The sequence below is a fragment of the Xenorhabdus khoisanae genome, from assembly GCF_001037465.1.
Classification (GTDB): Bacteria; Pseudomonadota; Gammaproteobacteria; order Enterobacterales; family Enterobacteriaceae; genus Xenorhabdus; species Xenorhabdus khoisanae.
The window spans coordinates 25,409-46,347 of the sequence record NZ_LFCV01000128.1; the positions used below are offsets into that span (position 1 = coordinate 25,409).

Annotated in this window: 23 protein-coding genes; 8 read left to right on the plus strand and 15 right to left on the minus strand. The window is 44.9% G+C overall.

Features of this window, described 5'->3' with window-relative positions:
* Positions 1-35: 35 nt before the first annotated feature.
* From AB204_RS16515 to AB204_RS16585, 15 genes are read right to left on the minus strand one after another with little or no spacing between them, the layout of a single operon-like run.
* Positions 36-713, minus strand: coding sequence for an energy-coupling factor ABC transporter transmembrane protein (locus AB204_RS16515; protein WP_047964469.1), 678 nt, complete (start codon positions 711-713; stop codon positions 36-38).
* A complete protein-coding gene (locus AB204_RS16520; protein ID WP_047964470.1) occupies positions 710-997 on the minus strand; it encodes an energy-coupling factor ABC transporter substrate-binding protein in 288 nt (95 codons plus the stop codon). The genes AB204_RS16515 and AB204_RS16520 overlap by 4 nt, the downstream gene beginning before the upstream one ends.
* 12 nt (positions 998-1,009) lie before the next feature.
* Complete coding sequence (gene cbiM, locus AB204_RS16525; protein WP_047964471.1) at positions 1,010-1,753, minus strand: cobalt ECF transporter S component CbiM; 744 nt, start codon at positions 1,751-1,753, stop codon at positions 1,010-1,012.
* Between the two features lie 3 nt (positions 1,754-1,756).
* The gene (locus AB204_RS16530) at positions 1,757-2,545 is read right to left on the minus strand and encodes a cobalt-factor II C(20)-methyltransferase (protein WP_047964472.1); all 789 of its coding nucleotides are present in this window, start codon (positions 2,543-2,545) and stop codon (positions 1,757-1,759) included.
* Positions 2,545-3,333 carry a sirohydrochlorin cobaltochelatase gene (gene cbiK / locus AB204_RS16535; RefSeq protein WP_047964473.1) on the minus strand — a complete coding sequence of 263 codons (789 nt, stop codon included), beginning with the start codon at positions 3,331-3,333 and terminating at the stop codon, positions 2,545-2,547. The genes AB204_RS16530 and cbiK overlap by 1 nt, the downstream gene beginning before the upstream one ends.
* An 11-nt stretch (positions 3,334-3,344) precedes the next feature.
* Complete coding sequence (locus AB204_RS16540; RefSeq protein WP_047964474.1) at positions 3,345-4,157, minus strand: cobalt-precorrin-6A reductase; 813 nt, start codon at positions 4,155-4,157, stop codon at positions 3,345-3,347.
* Positions 4,154-4,879 carry a precorrin-3B C(17)-methyltransferase gene (locus AB204_RS16545; protein WP_047964475.1) on the minus strand — a complete coding sequence of 242 codons (726 nt, stop codon included), beginning with the start codon at positions 4,877-4,879 and terminating at the stop codon, positions 4,154-4,156. Before AB204_RS16545 ends, AB204_RS16540 begins: the two co-directional genes overlap by 4 nt.
* The gene (gene cbiG / locus AB204_RS16550; RefSeq protein ID WP_047964476.1) at positions 4,873-5,973 is read right to left on the minus strand and encodes a cobalt-precorrin 5A hydrolase; all 1,101 of its coding nucleotides are present in this window, start codon (positions 5,971-5,973) and stop codon (positions 4,873-4,875) included. Before cbiG ends, AB204_RS16545 begins: the two co-directional genes overlap by 7 nt.
* On the minus strand, positions 5,954-6,757 hold the full coding sequence (locus AB204_RS16555) for a cobalt-precorrin-4 methyltransferase (RefSeq protein ID WP_047964477.1): 804 nt from the start codon (positions 6,755-6,757) through the stop codon (positions 5,954-5,956). The genes cbiG and AB204_RS16555 overlap by 20 nt, the downstream gene beginning before the upstream one ends.
* Positions 6,750-7,349, minus strand: coding sequence for a decarboxylating cobalt-precorrin-6B (C(15))-methyltransferase (locus AB204_RS16560; RefSeq protein WP_047964478.1), 600 nt, complete (start codon positions 7,347-7,349; stop codon positions 6,750-6,752). Before AB204_RS16560 ends, AB204_RS16555 begins: the two co-directional genes overlap by 8 nt.
* Positions 7,339-7,980, minus strand: a complete 642-nt coding sequence (locus AB204_RS16565; protein WP_047964479.1) for a cobalt-precorrin-7 (C(5))-methyltransferase — start codon at positions 7,978-7,980, stop codon at positions 7,339-7,341. The genes AB204_RS16560 and AB204_RS16565 overlap by 11 nt, the downstream gene beginning before the upstream one ends.
* Complete coding sequence (gene cbiD / locus AB204_RS16570) at positions 7,977-9,170, minus strand: cobalt-precorrin-5B (C(1))-methyltransferase CbiD (RefSeq protein ID WP_235428113.1); 1,194 nt, start codon at positions 9,168-9,170, stop codon at positions 7,977-7,979. The genes AB204_RS16565 and cbiD overlap by 4 nt, the downstream gene beginning before the upstream one ends.
* Positions 9,163-9,804, minus strand: coding sequence for a cobalt-precorrin-8 methylmutase (locus AB204_RS16575; protein WP_047964480.1), 642 nt, complete (start codon positions 9,802-9,804; stop codon positions 9,163-9,165). The genes cbiD and AB204_RS16575 overlap by 8 nt, the downstream gene beginning before the upstream one ends.
* A gap of 12 nt (positions 9,805-9,816) precedes the next feature.
* On the minus strand, positions 9,817-10,776 hold the full coding sequence (cbiB, locus tag AB204_RS16580; RefSeq protein WP_047964481.1) for an adenosylcobinamide-phosphate synthase CbiB: 960 nt from the start codon (positions 10,774-10,776) through the stop codon (positions 9,817-9,819).
* Positions 10,773-12,164 carry a cobyrinate a,c-diamide synthase gene (locus AB204_RS16585; RefSeq protein ID WP_047964482.1) on the minus strand — a complete coding sequence of 464 codons (1,392 nt, stop codon included), beginning with the start codon at positions 12,162-12,164 and terminating at the stop codon, positions 10,773-10,775. The genes cbiB and AB204_RS16585 overlap by 4 nt, the downstream gene beginning before the upstream one ends.
* A gap of 1,033 nt (positions 12,165-13,197) precedes the next feature.
* Here AB204_RS16585 and cobA point away from each other — a divergent pair.
* The 8 genes from cobA (at position 13,198) to AB204_RS16625 (ending at position 20,531) form a co-directional block, all read left to right on the plus strand.
* Positions 13,198-14,001, plus strand: a complete 804-nt coding sequence (cobA, locus tag AB204_RS16590) for a uroporphyrinogen-III C-methyltransferase (RefSeq protein ID WP_047964483.1) — start codon at positions 13,198-13,200, stop codon at positions 13,999-14,001.
* Positions 13,998-15,068 carry a threonine-phosphate decarboxylase CobD gene (cobD, locus tag AB204_RS16595; protein ID WP_047964484.1) on the plus strand — a complete coding sequence of 357 codons (1,071 nt, stop codon included), beginning with the start codon at positions 13,998-14,000 and terminating at the stop codon, positions 15,066-15,068. The genes cobA and cobD overlap by 4 nt, the downstream gene beginning before the upstream one ends.
* Positions 15,061-15,921: a GHMP family kinase ATP-binding protein gene (locus AB204_RS16600; protein ID WP_047964485.1), complete on the plus strand. Its 861-nt coding sequence runs from the start codon at positions 15,061-15,063 to the stop codon at positions 15,919-15,921. The genes cobD and AB204_RS16600 overlap by 8 nt, the downstream gene beginning before the upstream one ends.
* A gap of 76 nt (positions 15,922-15,997) precedes the next feature.
* A complete protein-coding gene (locus AB204_RS16605) occupies positions 15,998-16,351 on the plus strand; it encodes a tRNA-binding protein (protein ID WP_047964486.1) in 354 nt (117 codons plus the stop codon).
* Positions 16,352-16,380: 29 nt separating this feature from the next.
* Positions 16,381-16,782, plus strand: coding sequence for a VOC family protein (locus tag AB204_RS16610; protein ID WP_047964487.1), 402 nt, complete (start codon positions 16,381-16,383; stop codon positions 16,780-16,782).
* Positions 16,783-17,300: 518 nt separating this feature from the next.
* Positions 17,301-17,723 carry a hypothetical protein gene (locus AB204_RS16615; RefSeq protein WP_047964488.1) on the plus strand — a complete coding sequence of 141 codons (423 nt, stop codon included), beginning with the start codon at positions 17,301-17,303 and terminating at the stop codon, positions 17,721-17,723.
* 65 nt (positions 17,724-17,788) lie between these two features.
* Complete coding sequence (locus tag AB204_RS16620; RefSeq protein WP_047964489.1) at positions 17,789-19,066, plus strand: insecticidal delta-endotoxin Cry8Ea1 family protein; 1,278 nt, start codon at positions 17,789-17,791, stop codon at positions 19,064-19,066.
* Between the two features lie 397 nt (positions 19,067-19,463).
* Positions 19,464-20,531 (plus strand): PfkB family carbohydrate kinase, encoded by a 1,068-nt coding sequence (locus AB204_RS16625; protein WP_047964490.1) that lies wholly within the window; start codon positions 19,464-19,466, stop codon positions 20,529-20,531.
* Positions 20,532-20,939 lie beyond the last annotated feature (408 nt).

Consider the following 20,939-nt stretch of genomic DNA (forward strand, 5'->3'; position numbering starts at 1 on the left):
TCTTCTGTTTTTCCTCTCCACACTCAACCGGCATCTCATAAATGAAAATCGCCCTGATACAACTTAAGTTCCAACGCAATACTCATTTGCTGGTAACGACTCATCACCCGCGAAAACAACATGCTGATCAGCATTGCCAGCGAACGGTAACTGGTTCGCAAGGATGAATAACCAAACCGTAATGACTGTGCATGATGGATTGCCACCGCTTCTTCCAAAAAGATAAAGATAAAACGCCACGTCAGCAGGATTTGTTCGATCAACAAGTGAGGAACACGACAAAATTTGAGCAGTTTGATCATCTGTTCAAAAGGCATATTCATCATGAACCAGAACGTTGCCGATAGCGCCGCCAGACTGCGCCAGAGAGCCTGATGAGCCATCACTACCCCTTGTGGGTCAAGGCCGAACCAATATTGTCCGGCCTGAAATCCCCACAGCAGGCTGTCCGGCTGTGGGCTTGCTGACAATACGATGGCAATCAGGCCAAGTCCCAAAAAACCCACAGGGAGCAACAACCATTTCAGGTAACGCAGTAAGCTAATTCGCAACAGATAGCAGCTCAACATGGCAAGTCCAACAACCAACACAGCTTGCCATACCGGAGAAAGCACCATTGCCGCGGCCATAAACAAGAGATACAGGGCGAATTTCGCTCTGGGATCTTTGTCACGCCAACGGCTCTGATAACTGAGTTTATCGATTCCGATCATGATCTTTCCGACTCATGATCTTTTCGGGTACGGCGATAATAACCAAGAATGTAGAAAATCACGGCAGTGCCCAGACATCCCTGTAAAGTAAACAGCAGGCTTTCTATTTCGCCACTGGCAGGTTCATACAAGGATTCAAACCACGGAGTATAATCCGGGGCAATTTCCATGATTTGTGCTTCTGCCTGACCATCTGCCCCACCAAATTCCCCACCGTGATCAATGAAAAATGGAATGATGCACAATGCCGCAACGAGGGACAGTAATATCAATGTCTTTTTCATCTTCAACACTCCTTAAGCACTACGGGCCTGAATTAATTGTCTTTTAACGAGCTGGTCGTAAATCAACACCGTCAGTAAGCCTTCAGCCACCGCGATAGGTAGTTGGGTTATGCAGAAAATACCCATAAATTTGAGGGTGGCGGCAGCCATACCCAGTTGCGGGTCGGGGAAAGCAACACCCAACTGAACGGAAGTCACGGTGTAAGTGACAATATCGGCCACAAAAGCACACAAGAAGACACTGACATCTTTACGCATCCCCATTTTGCAGGAGAACCGCCATACCAGATAACCCACCAATGGGCCGATCACAGCCATCGACATCCCATTGGCTCCTAACGTCGTGATACCGCCATGTGCGAGCAATAATGCCTGAAACAGCAGGACAATTGCGCCAAGTACCGCCACAACGGAGGGGCCAAACAAAATCACGGCTAAGGCAACACCTGTCGGATGGGAACAACTGCCGGTGACAGAAGGAATTTTCAATGCCGAAAGGACGAAAATAAATGCCCCACACAGTGCCAATAAGACCTTCTGATTACTGTCTTCCTGCACAATTTGGCGTAGCCTGACTAATCCTGCCGCCAGACAAGGCAAAAAAGCCAGCCACCATGCCAATGCCCACATCGGTGGCAAAAATCCTTCCATCACATGCATAGCAAAGGCTTCTTGTGGCGCAAACGTCAAAGACAATGCTAAAAACAGTGTGATAGCCGCACCAGATAACGAAAACTTCGTTAGTTGCTGTTGCATAATTCACCTCGATAATTGCCAGTTTTTATTAATCAAAATCGTTGAGAAATATGATAAAGCCTGTTCACTGTCTGCTGCGTTGGGAGAGACATCAGGAGACAGTGCCGCAAGATCACGCCAGCACTGTTCCGTCGGTAAAGTGGCATCTGCCATCATCAACGCATATTCCAGTAAATTGTGCCGACGCAACAGTTCATGTATCAGCGCGAAACGCGAATAGACTTTCATCAGGACAATACAGTCATGGTTAAGTAACGCCTGTTCCAGAACGGTTTCAGGTGCCATGCAGGAGATAACAACCAGCGTCTGATTTTCCATCGCCAATGGCATGACACCCGCCGCAGCAATGGCCGAGAATGAAGTAATTCCCGGTACTATTTCCAGCCAAGGCGGATTTTTCATCTGTTGCGCAGCTATTTGTTCCAAGGAAATCATTCGCTCTAAAAGAAATACCCACGTACTGAACAGCATGGGATCGCCCAAGGTGATAAAACCCACTTTCCTGCCGCTGGCAATCTCCTCTTTTAAAGCTTGCGCCACTTCATTCCATACCGCTTCTTTTGCTGCCCTCTCACCTTTCATTAAAAAATGGTAAGTGCATACTTGAGTCGTGGGTGAGAGGTATTCTTCGATAATGGAATGAGCGAGGCTTTGAGTGCCTTTTTTGCCCGTCGGGGTATAAATGACATCAAGTTCAGAGAGAATACGCGCCGCCCGCACGGTAATCAGATCGCTGGCTCCCGGCCCAACGCCCATGACATACAGTTTTCCGGCCTTGATTTTTCCACTCATCAGACTTTCTCCTCATCATTGAGGGCACAGGTAAGATGATCCACAAACATCTGCCGAATCATTGGGTTTTCACCCAATCCCTGCAACCAAGGGATGGCGATAATCCCCACTTTTTCCAACTGAGATTTCCAGGAACCTTCTTCATTTGAAGCCATATCATTGATGGCATGATCCCCTGCCACCAGCATCAGCGGCATCAGGTAAACTTTGCAGATCCCCTGTTCTTTTAACCCCTTAATGATCAAGGGAAGTTCAGGGTAGCTTTCTATTGCGCCGACGCGTGCCGGAAAGTGGTAATGGTTCATCAGATGATCCAGACAGGCATAAGCAGAAAAAGCATGATGCGTTGCGCCGTGCCCCATAAAAACGACACATTCATTACCCGCCAATCGCGGAAGCTGGTGGCTCAATGCCTGCATCAATTGCACATAATCGTCAAAACGGGTGAGCAGTGGAGTACCCAGCACCAGCCGTTTAAAACGGGGACGGAATTTTTCTACCTCATGAAGTACCTTTTCATACTCATCGCCATTAATAATATGCAGACACTGAACAGCAACGTCGTTATAGCCGGCATGATGCAATCTGGTCAGTGCATCATGGGGCGTATCAATATGAACGCCGTCACGCTGGCGCAACTTGCGGATGATCATGCCGGAAGTAAAAGCCCGAAAGAGTTCCCTGTCTGGAAAAACTGACGCCAGTTGCTGCTCACAGGCTTCGATATTGTTTTTTAGCGTTTCCGGATAACTGGTTCCAAAACTTATCACCAATAATGCTTTCTTCATTTTGCTCTCCCTTATTGGTTACCTATCTTGTTGGTTACCTGCCTTGAAAAATCCGCCAAAAACTGTTGCACCTCCTCTAATCCATTGGCCTGCTTTATATCGTCTCCTGAAAATGGGTGACCCGGACGGCAAATCACAATGCAGGGCAAACCAAGGGAAAGGCACGGTTCAACTTTTTCTTTGAAACCGCCCTGTTCACCTGATTCTTTGGTGATCACAACTTCCGCCTGACAAAATTGGTAAAATGCCCGGTTAAAATCAGCACTGAACGGGCCTTTCAGGGCAAAAATCTGATCCACTGACAAACCACAGGATTCGCACATCGCCAGAACTTCCGCTGTCGGCAACACGCGAGCCAGCACCGTTTTTCCTTTCAGGCGGGTCACATAATCCGCTAATTGCTTGCTGCCCGTGGTCAGCAAAATCCGTGAACCCAGGCTGGCAGCCACTTCACACGCCTGTTCAACGTTTGCCACTTTATAAATGAGAGGATGTTCAACGGCGTCAATATCGCTGGGGCGAATATAACGAATGAGAGGAAGTCCCAACTTTTGACAGGCGTTCACAATGTTGTGGCTCAACTGTTCGGCATAAGGATGAGAAGCATCGATCACCATTCTCGTACCCCGCTTTCGCAGATATTCAACCATGCCTTCGGATTCCATCCGGCCAATGACAATTTCACCACGGATCCCTGTTGCCTGTTGCGCTCCCGTTGGCGTAGCCACTGACAAGCAATAATCTATGCCGGCAGTATCCATCATCACGCAAATCTGGCGGGCATCACTCGTGCCGCCAAAAATGTGGATCAGCGGCTGTTTCATAGTTTGTACCCTCTGGGAGTGATCATCAGCCCATCGCGTATGTAAGTTGACTGATTACCCACAATCACCAGACTGCGCATATCCACGCGGGAAAAATCCATAGCACCAAACGTCGTCAGCCATTTTTCCTCATGCTTGCGTTCCGCTGCTTTCACCACACCGACGGGCGTTTCAGCCGGTTTCCACGGGGCCATCAAAGCAAATGCCCGCGCCAAATGCGCTTCCCGTCCCCGGCTGCGTGGGTTGTAGAAACAGACGACAAAATCCGCTTCTGCCGCAGCCTGTACCCGTTTTTCAATTACCTCCCACGGTGTGAGCAGATCACTCAGGCTGATATGACAAAAATCATGCATCAACGGCGCGCCAAGCAAGGCTGCACAGGCCGTACTCGCGGTAACGCCCGCAACCAGCCGAACTTCTACGTTGCGTTTTTGCTGGCTGACCAATTCCAGAATCAACCCCGCCATGCCATAAATACCCGCATCACCGCTACAAACCACCGCCACATTTTTGCCCTGTTCTGCCAGTTCGATTGCCGTCTGGCAGCGTTCAATCTCTTTGCACATGCCGGTTTTGATGATCTCTTTATCGCCCACCAGCGGTTTCACCAAATGGGTATAGGTTTTGTAACCCACCACGATGTCAGCAGCCTTCAATGCAGCAACCGCTTCCTGCGTCATCATGGCTTCACTGCCCGGGCCAATACCAATAACGGTTAACATGGATGCAGTACTCCTAATGTGATGGTGACACCCTGCTCACGCAAGGTATGGCCAACCAGATGCCCTTGGCTCATCAGCCAAGCCACAGGTTGGGAGACACAGCCTATACCCACGGTCTTGCGAACAAATTCAGAGGCCGGAAATGCCTGTTCTTGTTCACATTGGGCGAGCTGATTAACAGAGAAGATCTGAAACGGAATCTGGCGCTCTTCTGCCAATTGGATTAATGCGGGTTCTGCCTGTTTTAATTCCACACTGCCGATGGCTTTTAATGCCAGTGGATCAAGATCATGTTCTGCCAGATGATATTCCAGCAACTGTGCTACCCGGCTGGCTTCAACACCACGGCGACAGCCTATTCCGGCAACAATACGGTGAGGAACCAATTTGAATGTCGGTATTGGCAACTCCAGTTTTGCACTGCCATAGCTGACATAAACCAACGCATCTAATTTAGGTAGCCGATTTAAATCGGTAACAGGAATAAATCCGCGCGTATCGTAGTGGCCTTGTTCACTTTTCAGCGCAGGATGCCACCAAATCCCAACATGTTTACCATTGACCAGCATTTGATTGATGGTTTTAACGTTGGCACGAAAATTTTCCATCTTCCCGTCAACCTGTTGAGCCAATACATCCAGCGCAGCGATTTGGTTAACATCCGTCGCAGTGGTGATCACTGCCTGACCATCAAGAATATCCGCCACCTGCCGGGCCAAATCATTTGCACCCCCCATATGCCCTGACAATAAACTGATAGCGAATTGCCCTTTTTCATCCAACACCACCACGGCCGGATCAATCATTTTGTCCTTGAGCAGAGGGGCGATAACCCGAATGGCAATTCCCGTTGCCCCAATCATGATCAAAGCGCCATATTGAATGAACGCTTTTCGTACCGTATTGGCAAAAGTGCCGTCAAATGCCGTGAATCCTGTTTCCACCCATTCAGGAGAAGTAAAACAATCCATTGCCAAATGGGATTGCAAACGACGAGCCAGCGCCATACCGCCTGCGGTCAGACAAAACAGGGCAATGGCGTTTTGAGATATCACGTTTTCAGGAATAGCTTGATTAAGCACGACGGTATTCATGGCTGAACCCCGCGTCATACAATTTCGAGTAATGGTACTCTTCCCCAAGAAAAGCACCGACCAAGATCAACGCCGTTTTACGAATGCCGGCACTGTGTACCTGTTCAGCAATCGTGAGCAAAGTGCCACGCACAACCTGACAATCCGGCCAGGTCGCTTTATAAACCACGGCAATCGGCGTCTCTTGTACATAACCGCCCTGAATCAAACGAGCCACAACCCCTTCAATGTCCTGTACCGAGAGGAAAATCGCCATTGAAGTCTGGTGAGCGGCAAAAGCCTCCAGCGTCTCCCGTGGCGGCATGGGTGTCCGGCCTTCTATGCGGGTGATAATCAAACTTTGCGCGATTTCGGGAACGGTATACTCCACCCCCAGTTGTGCGGCGGCTCCGAGAAACGAACTCACTCCCGGCACAGAGACAAATCCGATCCCCCGGGTTGCCAGCTCTTCAGCCTGTTCCCGAATAGAACCAAACAGCGATAAGTCTCCGGTTTGCAGGCGAACCACCAATTTGCCCGCTTGTACACCATTCACCATCAAGGCAGTGATTTCCGGTAATGTCAGCACCGCGCTGTCATGGCATTCAGCATCTTCACGGCAATATTCCAGCAGTTCCCGATTAATCAGCGAACCGGCATAAATGACGACCTGAGCCTGTTGCAACAATTGGTAGCCTTTCAGGGTTATCAAGCTCTTGTCCCCTGGCCCTGCTCCGACAAACCAAACTTTTTCAGTATCAAAACCGGCTTTATCAATATCAGTTTTATCAATAGGTTCAGACATGATCCGGCTCCTTTTGCCAATTCGCCTCTTGTGCAGAATCTTTCTGGCAGGAGATCAAATAGGTAGGGTTATTGGGCTTGAAATAGTGCCCTTGCCCCAATGCTGTCAGTTCCCCCACCTGAATTTCACGACCATCAAGTGATGTCACCTGACAGGCTTGCAGGTGCAACAATGCCTGCGTGAAGTTTTCCAGCAGGATAAAGGTCATCACCAAACGTCCACCTTGGTTCAGGTGTGCCAACGTCCAATCGATCATCTCAATCAAGTGCCCACCGGTTCCGCCAATAAAAATGGCATCTGCTCTGTCTTCCAATGGCACAGGGGCATCACCTGACTGAACACGAACCGTGTGACAGCCAAAATGCCGGACATTCTCAGTAATCAACGCCAACGCTTCTTCCTTGCGTTCAATAGCCAAAATATCCAGCGTGGGATAACGCAATGCTGCTTCAATACTGACACTGCCTGTACCAGCTCCGACATCAATAAAACGTCTGGCTTTTTTCAGTTCCAGCCGTTCTAATGCCAACGCCCTAATTGCTTCTTTGGTCATGGGGATGCGATGACCGCGCAAAAACAGTTCATCTTTCATTCAGGATCACCACCACATTCAAGCCATAATTAATGTCGCCACGTTGTGCGACCTGTTCCGCGTTTAAACAAACAATCTGTTCATTTTCCTGTGACAGATTTTCACCAATCACCATGCAACGCTGCTGCCCGCGTGCCAGAATTTCTTGCGCGATCTGGTAAGGGCCAGTCACCTCATCCGTCACCATCGCAATTTTTTCGTGTCGGAGCAGCCAGTCAAAATCCGGTTTTCGCCCGTGGCTGCTGGTGAGATAAATGTCATTCATGTCCAGCAACATACGGGCGCACAAATATTGAACCGAACTGATACCAGAAATGATGCGGACGTTTTGTTCATCCATTTGTCCATCCGCATGTAACCCAACAAAATGTTCGGTGATCCGCTTGCCAATGCCATAAAAAAGGGGGTCACCCGAGGCCAGTACCACAATGGGCCGATGTTGGTTCTGTTCGAGCCAGTGCATCAATCCGTCCATATCGGCATTCAAACGGCGGGTTTCACCGCTGAAAGAGGGAAATTCGGCAAGGTGACGCTTGCCGCCGACCAGCACTTCCGCTTGTTTGATTGCCTCCAATGCAGCCAAAGTTTGGTTTGCCGCCGCGCCAGGGCCAATGCCAACAACGGTGATCATCGTAAGCCCCCCACAAAATCTTCGACGATTTCACTCACAGGCCGATTGCAGCCCAATACTTGGTTATCAAAAGAGAAAAGAATGGCATCACACTGTGGTTTGTTGCTGGCGAAACGCAGCATCTGCCCGATACGCCCGCAGATTTTTTGGGCAATTTGTGAAAAGACGTCCTGCCAACCCTGTTCGGCAATCAACTCAATGGCGGCTTCGGTGGTATCACATTGATCCACTGACTGAATCAGTTCGAAAGGCGCTCCCATCAAGGCCAGATTGGCAATCAACGTCTCCATACGACCATCAGCAATGTGGCTATGGGTGTGGAAAATACCGGCGGCAATTTTCACCAACTTACCAACATGCCCCACCAGCACCACATGGCGAAATTCCAAACGTACTGCTTCTTGCAGCATATAGCCGACAAAATTACTCATCGTGACAACACAATTAGCATCAATACCCAATTGCTGGCTGACAAAACGCTCTCCATGATTTCCCGGCACAAAAATAATGCGATCCAGCCCATTGGCGCGTTTGGCTTCCAATTCAAGCGCCAACGAACGCTTCCAACTCTCCTCGGACATCGGTGTCACAATGCCCGTCGTGCCGATAATCGAAATCCCGCCCTTGATCCCCAACCTATCGTTATACGTTTTCTTCGCCCGCTCTTCGCCTTCCGGTGCGAAAATCACAATATCCGCCCCACGATGCGGGCCAATCACCTCCCGAACCGCTTCTTCAATGGTATGCCGTGGCGTTTTATTAATGGCCGCCCAACCAATGGGCAAACCAACCCCTACGCGCGTTACCCGCCCAACACCTTCACCGCCATCCAGCGTAATCACGCCACTGTCATTCAGCGCAACACGGGCGAAAATCAACATGCCATGAGTCGCATCCACATCATCACCACCATCTTTGCGGATAGCGGCAATCGCCTGCTGACCTTCGATCAAAGGTTGCTCGACATTCAAAGACAAAGTGACACCAGAAGGTGTGACAATCGAAACTTGATGAATAACCTGCTGACGCAGGATCATCAACGCCGCCACCCGGGCAGCCGCTGTCGCACAAGAGCCTGTGGTGTAACCTTTGCGGTACTGTTTTCCCCTATGCCAAACTGTTCCGGGGCTATTTATTGCAAATCCATCCACGCCAAAACCTTCTGCCCGGCTATCACGGATTTCATCCATGCGTCACCTCCGGCATCCGATAAAGGATGGCATTAATAATGGCAGCAGCAATATTGCTTCCCCCTTTGCGCCCTTTTGCCGCTATGCAGCTCAGGCCACTGTTAATCAGGACATTTTTGGATTCTTCCGCACCAACAAAACCAACAGGCACACCGACCACGGCAATCAGTGCTGACTGATGCTCCATCAGGCGAAATAGCGCGGTCGGTGCATTGCCAAAGACAAAAATCTTCTCCCCTGGCTCTTGCAGGGCAAGATCAACTGCCGCCATTGAACGCGTGATTTGCCGGGCTTTTGCTATTTGAATGACTCTGGGATCGCTGACATAACAGCGGCATTCACAGCCATACTGAGCCAGACGTGTTTTGTTGATCCCTGACAGGGCCATTGTGGTATCGGTATATAACGTACAGCCGCGTGAAATACCGCCACGAATCAGGGACAAAACATCAGGGGAAAAATGGAGGATATCGAGCCAATCAAAATCGGCGGTGGTGTGAATGACCCGTTTGATCACCGCTTCCTGATCCGCATCCACAAAACGATAATCAGGACGCAATTCATCGATAAGGCGAGTGATTATCTCGAAGCTATTCTGTTCAATCTGTTGGGGCTGTTGAATATAATCGTTCATGCTACTCCCTCCTTATACTGTCACACTGAACAGGCTATGCAGCAGCGCAAATAACAGGAGTGCCATCACTGATGCGACTATCATCATCTGTACAGACTGCGGAATATCGTCAGGTGTGACTTCACGCTTTGCATCACCAATCCACGGTTTTTCTACGCGCTGGTTAAAATAAATATTCGGCCCGCCAAGACGGATACCCAATGCCCCTGCGACGGTGGCTTCCGGCCAGCCGCTATTGGGGCTACTGTGTTGATAACGATCGCGCCAACCGATACGCAATGCCTGCCGGAAATCCAACCCTTGCCATTTCGCAGCCAATGCCAGTAAAAGCCAGCCCAAACGGGCAGGCAGCCAATTCGCCACATCGTCCATACGTGCCGAAAACATCCCCAGCGCACGATAACGAGGCGTTTTATAACCCACCATTGAATCAAGGGTATTAATCGCCTTATAGGTCATAGCAAGCGGAGCGCCACCGAGCATTAAAAAGAACAACGGTGCAATGACGCCATCCACGCTGTTTTCTGCTACGGTTTCAATAGCAGCACGGCTGATTTGTGGCACTTGCAGTTGAGATGTTTCCCGCCCGACGATTTTGGCGAGCTGTTCACGACTGGCATCCAAATCCCCCCGTCGCAATGCCTGATAAACCGCCTTCGCCGCCTCGCTCAGACCCCGCCCCGCCAACACGGTATAAATCATCCAAATCTCGACCAGACACCCCAGCCAAAACCCCACGCCATAAGCCAGTTGCAATGCCCAATAACTCACCAGCCAGACACTCCCCACAACCACCAGCCATAACAGTGCACCGCCCCATTTCAAATCGGTTTCGGTTCGGCTCATTCGGCGAATCAATCGCTCAGTCTGCTTGATAAGTTGCCCCATCCAACGCACGGGATGGGGCCAATGAGGAGGATCTCCCAATTTCATATCCAGGATAAAAGCGGCAAACCATAATAAGAGTGTCATAACCGCCTCCGGGCCAACATCAGCCAGCGATGAAGCAAACCGGGGCATTGGGCAAAATGGATATGCATATATCCCGCTAACGTATTGCCACTCTGATATCCCCCCAACCAGCTTTTTTGTATTCCTTCCTGTCGTAAACCATCACGCCACTTAACGCACTGAAAAACAGGAGGTTGAGTAGTGACAAAATCCGAGTAATGAAACTCATGCCCGCGCAGCGTTTCCCCTTTTGCGATTAGGGGCGTATCGTACATTGCAGTCGCTTCACAGTAGCCAAAACGTTGCAGGCTATCTCTCATCTGGCTTTCACCCACAATCAACCCCACCATGTTATGCCGCACGCCGTCCACATCGGTCAGGGCTTCGCCGAGATACATCAAGCCACCGCATTCCGCATAAATGGGAATACCTTTTTGATGCGCCTGCCGTAATGCGGCATACATGGCATGGTTGGCAGCCAGTGCCTGTGCATAAATTTCAGGGTATCCCCCGCCCAGATAAATCATCTGGCACTCAGGCAATTGATGATCATGCAAAGGGCTAAAACGCGTGATGGTTACACCTGCTTTTTCCAGTAACCACAGGTTATCGGGGTAATAGAAATGAAATGCTTCATCTTCTGCCAGAGCCAGCGTCAGACCTTGCCCCATCGCAGGATCAACGAGGGAATCGGTATTTCCTTCCGGCAAGGCAGATAATTGAGTTAACGCCAGCAACTGCTCCAAATCCACTGAGGCTTCGATTTGCCCGGCCAGATGCGACCAGCATTCATCATGTTGGCTATCCCGCCCTTGCGCAGAGATCAACCCAAGATGGCGGGAAGGAAGTGTAATATCCGGCATGACAGGGATGCGTCCCAAGACGGGAATAGCGCAATAACGCTCAATCGCCTGTTTCAACAACTGAAAATGGCTCTCTCGATTTACGCGATTTATCAGCACACCCGCAATATTGACAGCAGGGTCAAATTGCTGAAATCCCATGACGGTGGCAGCAATAGAGGTGGAAACCGCTTTACCATCCACTAATAAAATCACCGGACATCCAAGTTGTTTTGCCATCGCAGAGCTACTGCAATAGTCAGGATCAGTGCCATAACCATCATATAGCCCCATCACCCCTTCAATAACTGCAACATCCTTATCGAGCATCGCTTGGTTAAACAGGCTATTGAGTATGGGAACAGGCAACATAAAAGCATCAAGGTTACGGGAAACGATACCCGTTACAGCATGATGCCAACCGCCATCCAGATAATCAGGCCCGATTTTGAATGGTTGTACCCGCAATTGACGGTTCATTAATGCCCGCATAATGCCCAGCGCGACGGTCGTTTTGCCACATCCGCTGCCAGTACCGGCAATGACAAAAGCATATTTTTGTTGCATCTGCTTTCCTCAAAACAGTTATCCCAAAACTCTTGCCCCTAAACAATTTACCTATAGCCATTTACCTATAGCTATTTACCTACAACTGCTTATCTACAACTACTTATCTATACCCTTCGTCTTTCAAGTTGCCTCTTTGTTGGCTGCACTCACTCACCCCAGTCACATAGTTATCTATGCTCCCGGGGATTCGTTCCCTTGCCGCCGCGACGCAACTTGAAATCCATTGGGTATATAACCACTTACCTATAACCACTTATCCAAAAAATATTTCCCTGAAAACATCAGAACGATATGTTTATGTTCATTCTGAATAAGTTATTCTCATTCATTGATATATATCAAACAAAAGACATTTTATTTTCAATAGTGAGAATTAATTCACTCCCAATCAGGCAACACCATCCCAATGCCTTTATATCAATAGAAAAAAGCCAGAATTAACATTATTATTACAATTTTATTCTTGGTTAAAATAAATAATGGCGATAGATCAATTTTCAAAATACACAGTTTTTATTTTTAAAAAAACAACCTTTATTACTTTTGTGATCTTGTTCATAATCATTACGATATGAAAAGTATTTTTATTCATAACGAAATAAAAATTAACACAAACAACAATTTAACATCACACACAAACCCACCCAACACCTTGAATAAATTGAGATTATTAAATGTAAAACTGAAACAACAAAAAAGGAAATCATTAATATAACAATATTACATTAAGATAGAAAAACATTTTCACCAGATAACAAAATTCATCCTGAAAATAATTCAAATTTAAAATGATGAATATTGACGTAAATCAATTTCATCTTATTCACATTAACGTAATAATTGTCGAAAAATCAGATTGGATGTGAGCAGGATTATAATAACTGAAAATATCATTATAAACGAAGTGAAATAAAGCCAAGATTAATAAATTCTTTTTTATGAAAAACAACCTCTCATATAATTTTCGATACCATGATATATATTGTTAACTTTTTGGTTATTTATATTTTAACTTCCTGGAGATAATTCAATGAATACAGGCAATGTGTGGTTAGTTGGTGCAGGCCCCGGTGATGCTGGTTTAATTACGGTCAAAGGACTGCATTGTATTCAATCTGCTGATGTTATTGTTCATGATCGTCTCGTCAACCCTGAGCTGATTGCACAAGTGCCAGAACATTGCGAAATCATCAACGTAGGGAAAGAGCATGATTACCATCCCATTCCACAAGAAGAAATTAATCAGATTCTGGTGAAGCATGCTCTGGCGGGAAAGCAGGTTGTTCGCCTGAAAGGGGGTGATCCCTATGTCTTTGGTCGTGGAGGGGAAGAAGCCGAAGTATTGGTTCAGCATGGCATTCAATTTGAAATTGTTCCGGGTATCAGTTCCTCAATTGGTGGACTTGCCTATGCAGGCATTCCCGTTACTCACCGCGATTACGCATCCGGTTTCCATGTCGTGACCGGCCACACAGCTCAGGGCAACGAACAACAAAACTGGAAAGTACTCGCACAATTGGAAGGTACGTTGATTATTCTGATGGGAATGACGCGACTGGCGGAAATCTGCCAACAATTAATATTGCATGGCAAATCTCCTGCAACACCTGCCGCAGTCATTATGTATGCCAGTCACCCCAAACAAGATAGAGCCATAGGTACACTGAAAACCCTGGCGGCAAAAGTGGAAGAAAAAAATTTACATGCACCAGCGCTGATTGTGATCGGCGAGGTGGTTAATTTGAGTGCAATGCTCTCGTTTACCCCGGCTTCCCTCATATTCAGTGAAATCTCTTCCAAGCTGGAAAACGTCACTGATGGAGCAAGGCCATGAGTGGACATGGCGGCAATGTGATAGAAATTGCTGAACAATTTGGTCTACCGGCCAATGAATTGATTGATTTTAGCGCTAATATCAATCCGCTGGGCGCACCCGAACGGGTTAAGGAGCTGATTAAAAATCACCTTGCTTGTATTGAAAAATACCCTGATGCGGAATATCGCCATTTGCATCAGGCCATCGCAAAGGCCCATCAATGCGCTTATGCTTCGGTGATAGCGGGTAATGGTGCAACAGAGCTGATCTACGCCGTTGTTCGTTACCTCAACCCTAAACGCGCCCTGCTTCTTATTCCTGGGTTCGCGGAATATCGGCGTGCCTTGCAGCAAATCGGGGCAGAGATCATCGACTATCCATTAACAGAAAATGCTGGGTTTCAACCTGATCTACGCCTGTTGGATACATTATCCAATACCCATCCTGATTGTGTTTTTATAACCACCCCCAATAATCCTACCGGATTAATGCCTGACAGCCAGTTTATGCAATCGCTGGTGGAATATTGTGAAAAACATAAGATTGCCCTGATTGTTGATGAAGCTTTCATTGATTTTTTGCCTGATAACCGGGGGTTAATTCCTCAAGTTGCAGCAGCTCAACATCTTTATATATTGCGTTCGCTGACAAAATTTTTCGCTATTCCCGGGCTACGGTTAGGTTATTTAATTAGTGGGGATATAACGGGGATCGCAGAAATGAAAAAGCGACGTGAACCGTGGTCGATCAACGCTCTTGCCGCTCTGGTGGGTGAGATTCTGTTTGATGAACATGCTTATATGACAGCCACACATCAATGGCTGAAATCACAACAACATTATTTATGGACACACCTTTCAGCCTTTCCTGAACTGACCGTCTGGCCGCCATCCGCTAATTTCCTGTTCTTCCGCTGTAATGAACCTAACCTTCATTTATGGCATGCCTTACTTAAACAAAGGATACTCATCCGCCATTGCCAGAATTATGTGGGGTTAGACGATCGTTATTATCGCGTAGCCATACGCAGCGAATGGGAAAATCAACGCCTGATCGCCGCCATGCAGCAGGTTTTACATGGCTGAGGCTTACTGCCCCGCATCCTGTGGCGAACTTCTACAAGGGTGGTTATTAGGAGGAGAAAAGCTAATTTCCTGCCCAATCAATTGGTTCAGTTATGTTTCCGTCAGTGAAGGCACCCCCATCGCGCATGAACGGCCACGTATGCGACAAATGGTCAATTTACTGCTGAATTACTGGCAAGAATCCCCCGGACTGACTTCCAACCTGCGTATTGAATATCAATCAACAATCCCGATTGCCAAAGGCATGGCCAGCAGCACAGCAGACATCGCCGCAACAGCACAGGCCACCGCCCGATTATTGGGGAAGTCACTTAACGACACGGAACTCGCGCAACTGTGCGTTAAACTGGAACCTACCGATAGCACAATATTCAGGCAATTAACCCTGTTCGATCATATTACTGCCCAGACTCAACTTCCCTTTAACTGGCAACCCGATGTCGATATTTTGCTGTTGGAAAACCAGCAAACTATTTTAACGGAAGAGTACCATCAACAAGATCATCGCCGACAGTTGCAGGATACCGCTTCATTACTCCAACAGGCATGGCAACAATTCCGCATTGCAAATCAGCAGCACGATAATTACCGTCTTGGCGAAGCCTGTACATTAAGCGCTCTCACCAGACAATCAATGTTACCTAAACCCTGTTTTGAACAATTACGGCATTTAGTCGAGCACACGGGTATTTACGGACTGAACGTCGCCCACAGCGGCAGTGTGATTGGTCTATTATTCAATTCACATCATCATGATGCTGATTACCTATGCTGGTGGCTGCATCAAAAAAAGGTGACTGATCATTACCCTGAAACCCATCTCGTTAAAATTATTGCGGGTGGTGTTCGATAGCGATGACTTTATCCTAGTCATCCTTTCACATTTCCCTTATGCTAAATAACATAATTTAAACAATGAATTAAACCCTATGGAACATGTAAATCCCGAACCTGCGACGATTGATGCTTTTATGTCATTCGATATCCGCGTAGGTAAAATCACCAAAGCAGAAAAAAACGAAAAAGCCATCAAACCCGCCTATAAACTTTATATCGATTTTGGTAGTGATATTGGTGAAAAGCAAAGCTCGGCCCAGATCTGCCAGAACTACACAGAAGAACAATTAGTTGGCAAACAAATACTGGCCGTGGTGAACTTTCCACCAAGGCGCGTAGCAGGTTTTAAATCTGAAGTTTTAGTCTTAGCTGCCGTTTGTGGCGATCAGGGAACCGTTCTGATCCAACCAGAAAGAGATGTGAACTTAGGCACACGGATGCTGTAATTTCTGAAGTTAGTCAATATAGGAATGTTATGAGAACACAAAAAAGATGTATGGGATACGTTGCCATTGTTGTCGATGATTACGACAGAGCTATTGACTATTACACCAATAAATTGGGATTTACGCTGGTAGAAGATACGCCACAACCGGGTAAAAGATGGGTGGTTGTTACACCAAATCCTGAAAGCGATTGTAATTTATTGCTGGCAAGAGCCTCTAACGAAAGACAAGAAACGTTTATTGGTAATCAATGCGGTGGCAGAGTATTTCTATTTCTGCAAACTGACGATTTTTGGCGCGATTATCATAAAATGAAAGAAAATGGCGTCCACTTTTGTGAAGAACCTCGTCAAGAAGAGTATGGCACAGTTGTCGTTTTTGAGGATATTTATGGCAATCGCTGGGATTTGTATCAAAATGTAATTAAATAAAAAATAATTACGTTATACCAGTACATGCTAAATTAGCCCAATTTATTTTGGGCTAATTATATTTTATATTAATGACCAAATAAACCCACCCCACAAAAATTATTGTTTCAACAAGTGATCTTATTTTTGAATACAACTATCATTTTATATATTTCATATTGTCTTGCCAAGATGCTTAGAATACCCCCGCAATAAATCTAAACCCAATTTACCTAGCAATTAAATAGTTCTTTAAGTGTAAGGAAATGTCTTTTATCAATATAAATTATTATATAATGAAATGACAACAAATAGCCAAAAGTGTAAAACTGAAAATATAAACCATTCAAACATTAACAACCGGAATGAAACTTTATATTTAACAACCTATACCCAATGGATTTCAAGTTGCGTCGCGGCGGCAAGGGAACGAATCCCCGGGAGCATAGATAACTATGTGACTGGGGTGAGTGAGTACAGCCAACAAAGAGGCAACTTGAAAGACGAAGGGTATATAAACTTAAACAGGATATTATTTTATGATCACAATTAACATAAATGGCAGTAGTAGCATTACAATTATAAATAATTCTCAAACTGCTCCGGCAACAAAAATTGATAATCAAAATACACCCGAATCAGAACTTCATATCATCAGTAATTATAGTGATATGACAATCGAGCCACATTCTTCTGTTCAGGCAACAAGAACAGACACACCTATTATTCCTGAAACACGCCCTAATTACTATGTAGCTAATTCCGGCCCTGCTCCAGAAGTTAGAGCTGTTTTTTATTGGTCCCATTCCTTCACATCACAATGGTTCGAACATTCATCTATCACGGTAAAAGCCGGTGAAGACGGAATATTACAATCACCCAGCAACTCCGTATATTACAGTAAGGTTGTAATTTATAACGATACAGATAAACGCGCCTTTGTTACCGGGTATAATAAATAACGATACAAAAAATTTATTTATCACCAATAAAACTCAAATGACGGCACTAAGGTAAAAACAAAATTATGAATACCACACCTATTATTATATCTGAAAATAAAACACTACCCTTATCAAATGAAATATTAATGATAGATACTTATACAGTTGCCACACCTGATTATGAGTGGGATATGTCATCAATAATAAAAGATGCTATTATTGGTGGCATAGGGTTTATTCCCGGGGCTGGCCCTGCAATGTCTTTTCTATTAGGGTTATTTTGGCCTCAACAAAAAGACAATACCTGGGAACAGATTCTCCAGAAAGTCGAACAGATGATAGAAGATGCCGCCCTAAAAACCATTAAGGGTATACTTAATGGAGATATACAAGAAATCAAAGGAAAAATGGAACATGTTGAATACATGTTAGAAAATTCGCCCGGTAGCCAGGAAAGCCGTGACGCGTATATGTTCCTGGCCAGATATTTGGTTAGCGTAGAGGAAAAATTTAAGTCTTTTGATAATAAAACAAACTATCAAATTCTTCCAATGTACTCTAATACTCTTATGTTACAGGCTCCTTATTGGAAAATGGGAATAGAGAAGAAAGGCGACATTGGTTTAACAGATATAGAAGTCGATGAATTAAATCAACTCATCAACAAATTAGTTGTCAATGCGAATAACTATATTCGTACAATGTATACTAATCAATACGATGATGCTATAAACACCTCAACAGCAGAAAGTGTGACTAATAATTTATTCTCTGTAAGAGGATATTGTTTATTACACGGTTTAGAATGCCTTGAATTCATTGAGCATATACAAAATGATAGCCTTGAAAGTGGTTTTTATCCTAAGACTATCAGTTATTCAACCGTGTTTGATCGTCCTACAAACAAGACGAGAATTCAGGCTCTGACAGAAGACGATCAAACGCAGGAGCCGCTCAAGCCCTCTTTAGTCAATGGAAAGTATAATAAAATAAAATCATTGACTGGATATGTACAAAGGATCGGCAATGCACCTAGAGTAGGAGGTATTACAATTATATTTGACAACGACTCATCTCATACACTTGGTACAGTGACATCAGAAACAAGATCAATTGAACTCAGTGGTAGTGTTATAACCAGCTTGGAAGTATGGGGAAATGGTGCGGTTGATGAGGCACTATTTAGGCTAAGTGATGGACGCCAATTTAGTTTCGGCCAGCGCTATGCCAAAAAATATAGAAAATTCGCTGTTGATGGTCACTATATTGCCGGGCTTTATCTGGCCAGTGATGAACCTTCGCTTGCTGGTCAAACCGCAGGGATTGTCGTTTCATACCATATGTTAACTGATAAAAAATAATATTATGTATATCTAATAAATTACAGAACAACTGTAAAAAGTAAATATCCAGTCACATAGCTGATTATGTGACTGGAGTATGTTCTTGTAATAAAAAATGACTCATAAAAAAACCAAACATTTGTTTGCCACTCTCCCGCAATAACGCAACAATTTGTTTTAAAAGGAATTAATACAGACAAAAATATAGTTTACTGACTTGATGTATTTATCTATCTAATTTTCCCTTATTTTTCAGCATAATATTCAAGATACAGATCACGTTTTTCTGCAAAACGCATGCTTTATAAAACTTACGATCACATTCTCATAATTGGAACTAAACATAAAAATAGCCTTTACTCTCAGTCACACATGAAATAAAACATCAATACAAAAAAACAACTAGGGAAATAATATGTCAAAAAGGGAAAACCAGATATTGCAACTTCTCAAACGTGATCCTTTCATTCAGCAGCAAGAACTTGCTGATATCCTTGGAATTAGCCGATCATGTGTTGCAGGACATATTATGAATCTCAGTAAAAAAGGTTACATCAAAGGCAAAGGTTACATTTTATCCAATGACGTTTACACTGTCACAATTGGCGCAGCCAATATGGATCTAACAAGTTATACCTATGCCAAATTGATTTATGAAGATTCCAACCCAGGGAAAATTATTTCGACACCAGGCGGCGTAGGGAGAAACATTGCACAAAATATTGCATTATTAAAAAATGAAAGTTACCTAATATCTGTTGTTGGTAATGATTCACATGGAAACATACTGTTTGAGCAAACAAAATCAGCTGGTGTTAATATTAAATATCTCTATAAATTAGATGGAGAAAAAACATCAATCTGTAATTCACTTATCGACGAAAATGGTAAATGTGTCGTGGCTGTTAATGACATGAGCATTTTGGAAAAACTAACTCCTACGTTATTATCTCAATCTAAATCTTTAATCCAACATGCTAGTGTCTTAGTCATTGACTGCAATTTAACAGAAGATGCCTTGAAATGGTTATTTAACCATATCAGCAACGTTCCTATTTTTGTTGATACCGTTTCAGGATCTAAAGCGCCCAAAATTCGCCATTGGTTATCCCATATTCACACTTTAAAACCCAATCGTACTGAGGCTGAAATTCTGAGTGGAATCAAAATAGAAACTCAAAAAGATGCTGCCAATGCAGCACGCTGGTTTCATCAGCGTGGTGTCCAACGCCTAATTTTAAGTATGGATGCAGAAGGAGTCTATTATAGTGAATTGGACCACACGTCAGGATGGTCACATGCTATCAATACTAATGTTATTAATACCAATGGAGCTGGTGATGCGATGATGGCCGGTCTTGTGCATTGTTGGTTAGAAGGCATGGAGCTGAAAGAAAGTATTCGCTTTGCACAACAGTGTTCAGCACTGACGCTATCCTCAGAGAATGTTGAAATATTTCCTAAAAGTCGTCCATGTATTTAGGAAGATCCCCTTAGCACACAAACCTAATGAATACAGGTTGATCTTTTTGCGCTAAAAAATTTGTACGAAATTTTATATATTACATTTCTCTAATTTTCCAAAAACAGGAAAACTTAACCCTTTAAAATAGATAAAAAGTAATTATGGATTCATTCCATCGAAAGGTAAAATAAAGAAATATTCACATTTCTTTGATTCGCAACCTAAAAATATTTCTTTGTTATTATTTTTAAATGTAATCATTCCTCCGCCATTGATATAAAAAACCCATATTTCATTATTTATCTTTGCTTTCGATTAGCTCTAAACCTGTTAGATGAATTATCTCTATTTTATTATTTTTTGAATAAATGTAAGGACTAAACATCATTAGAATAATGATTAGCACCTTCGCCTTCTGTTTTATAA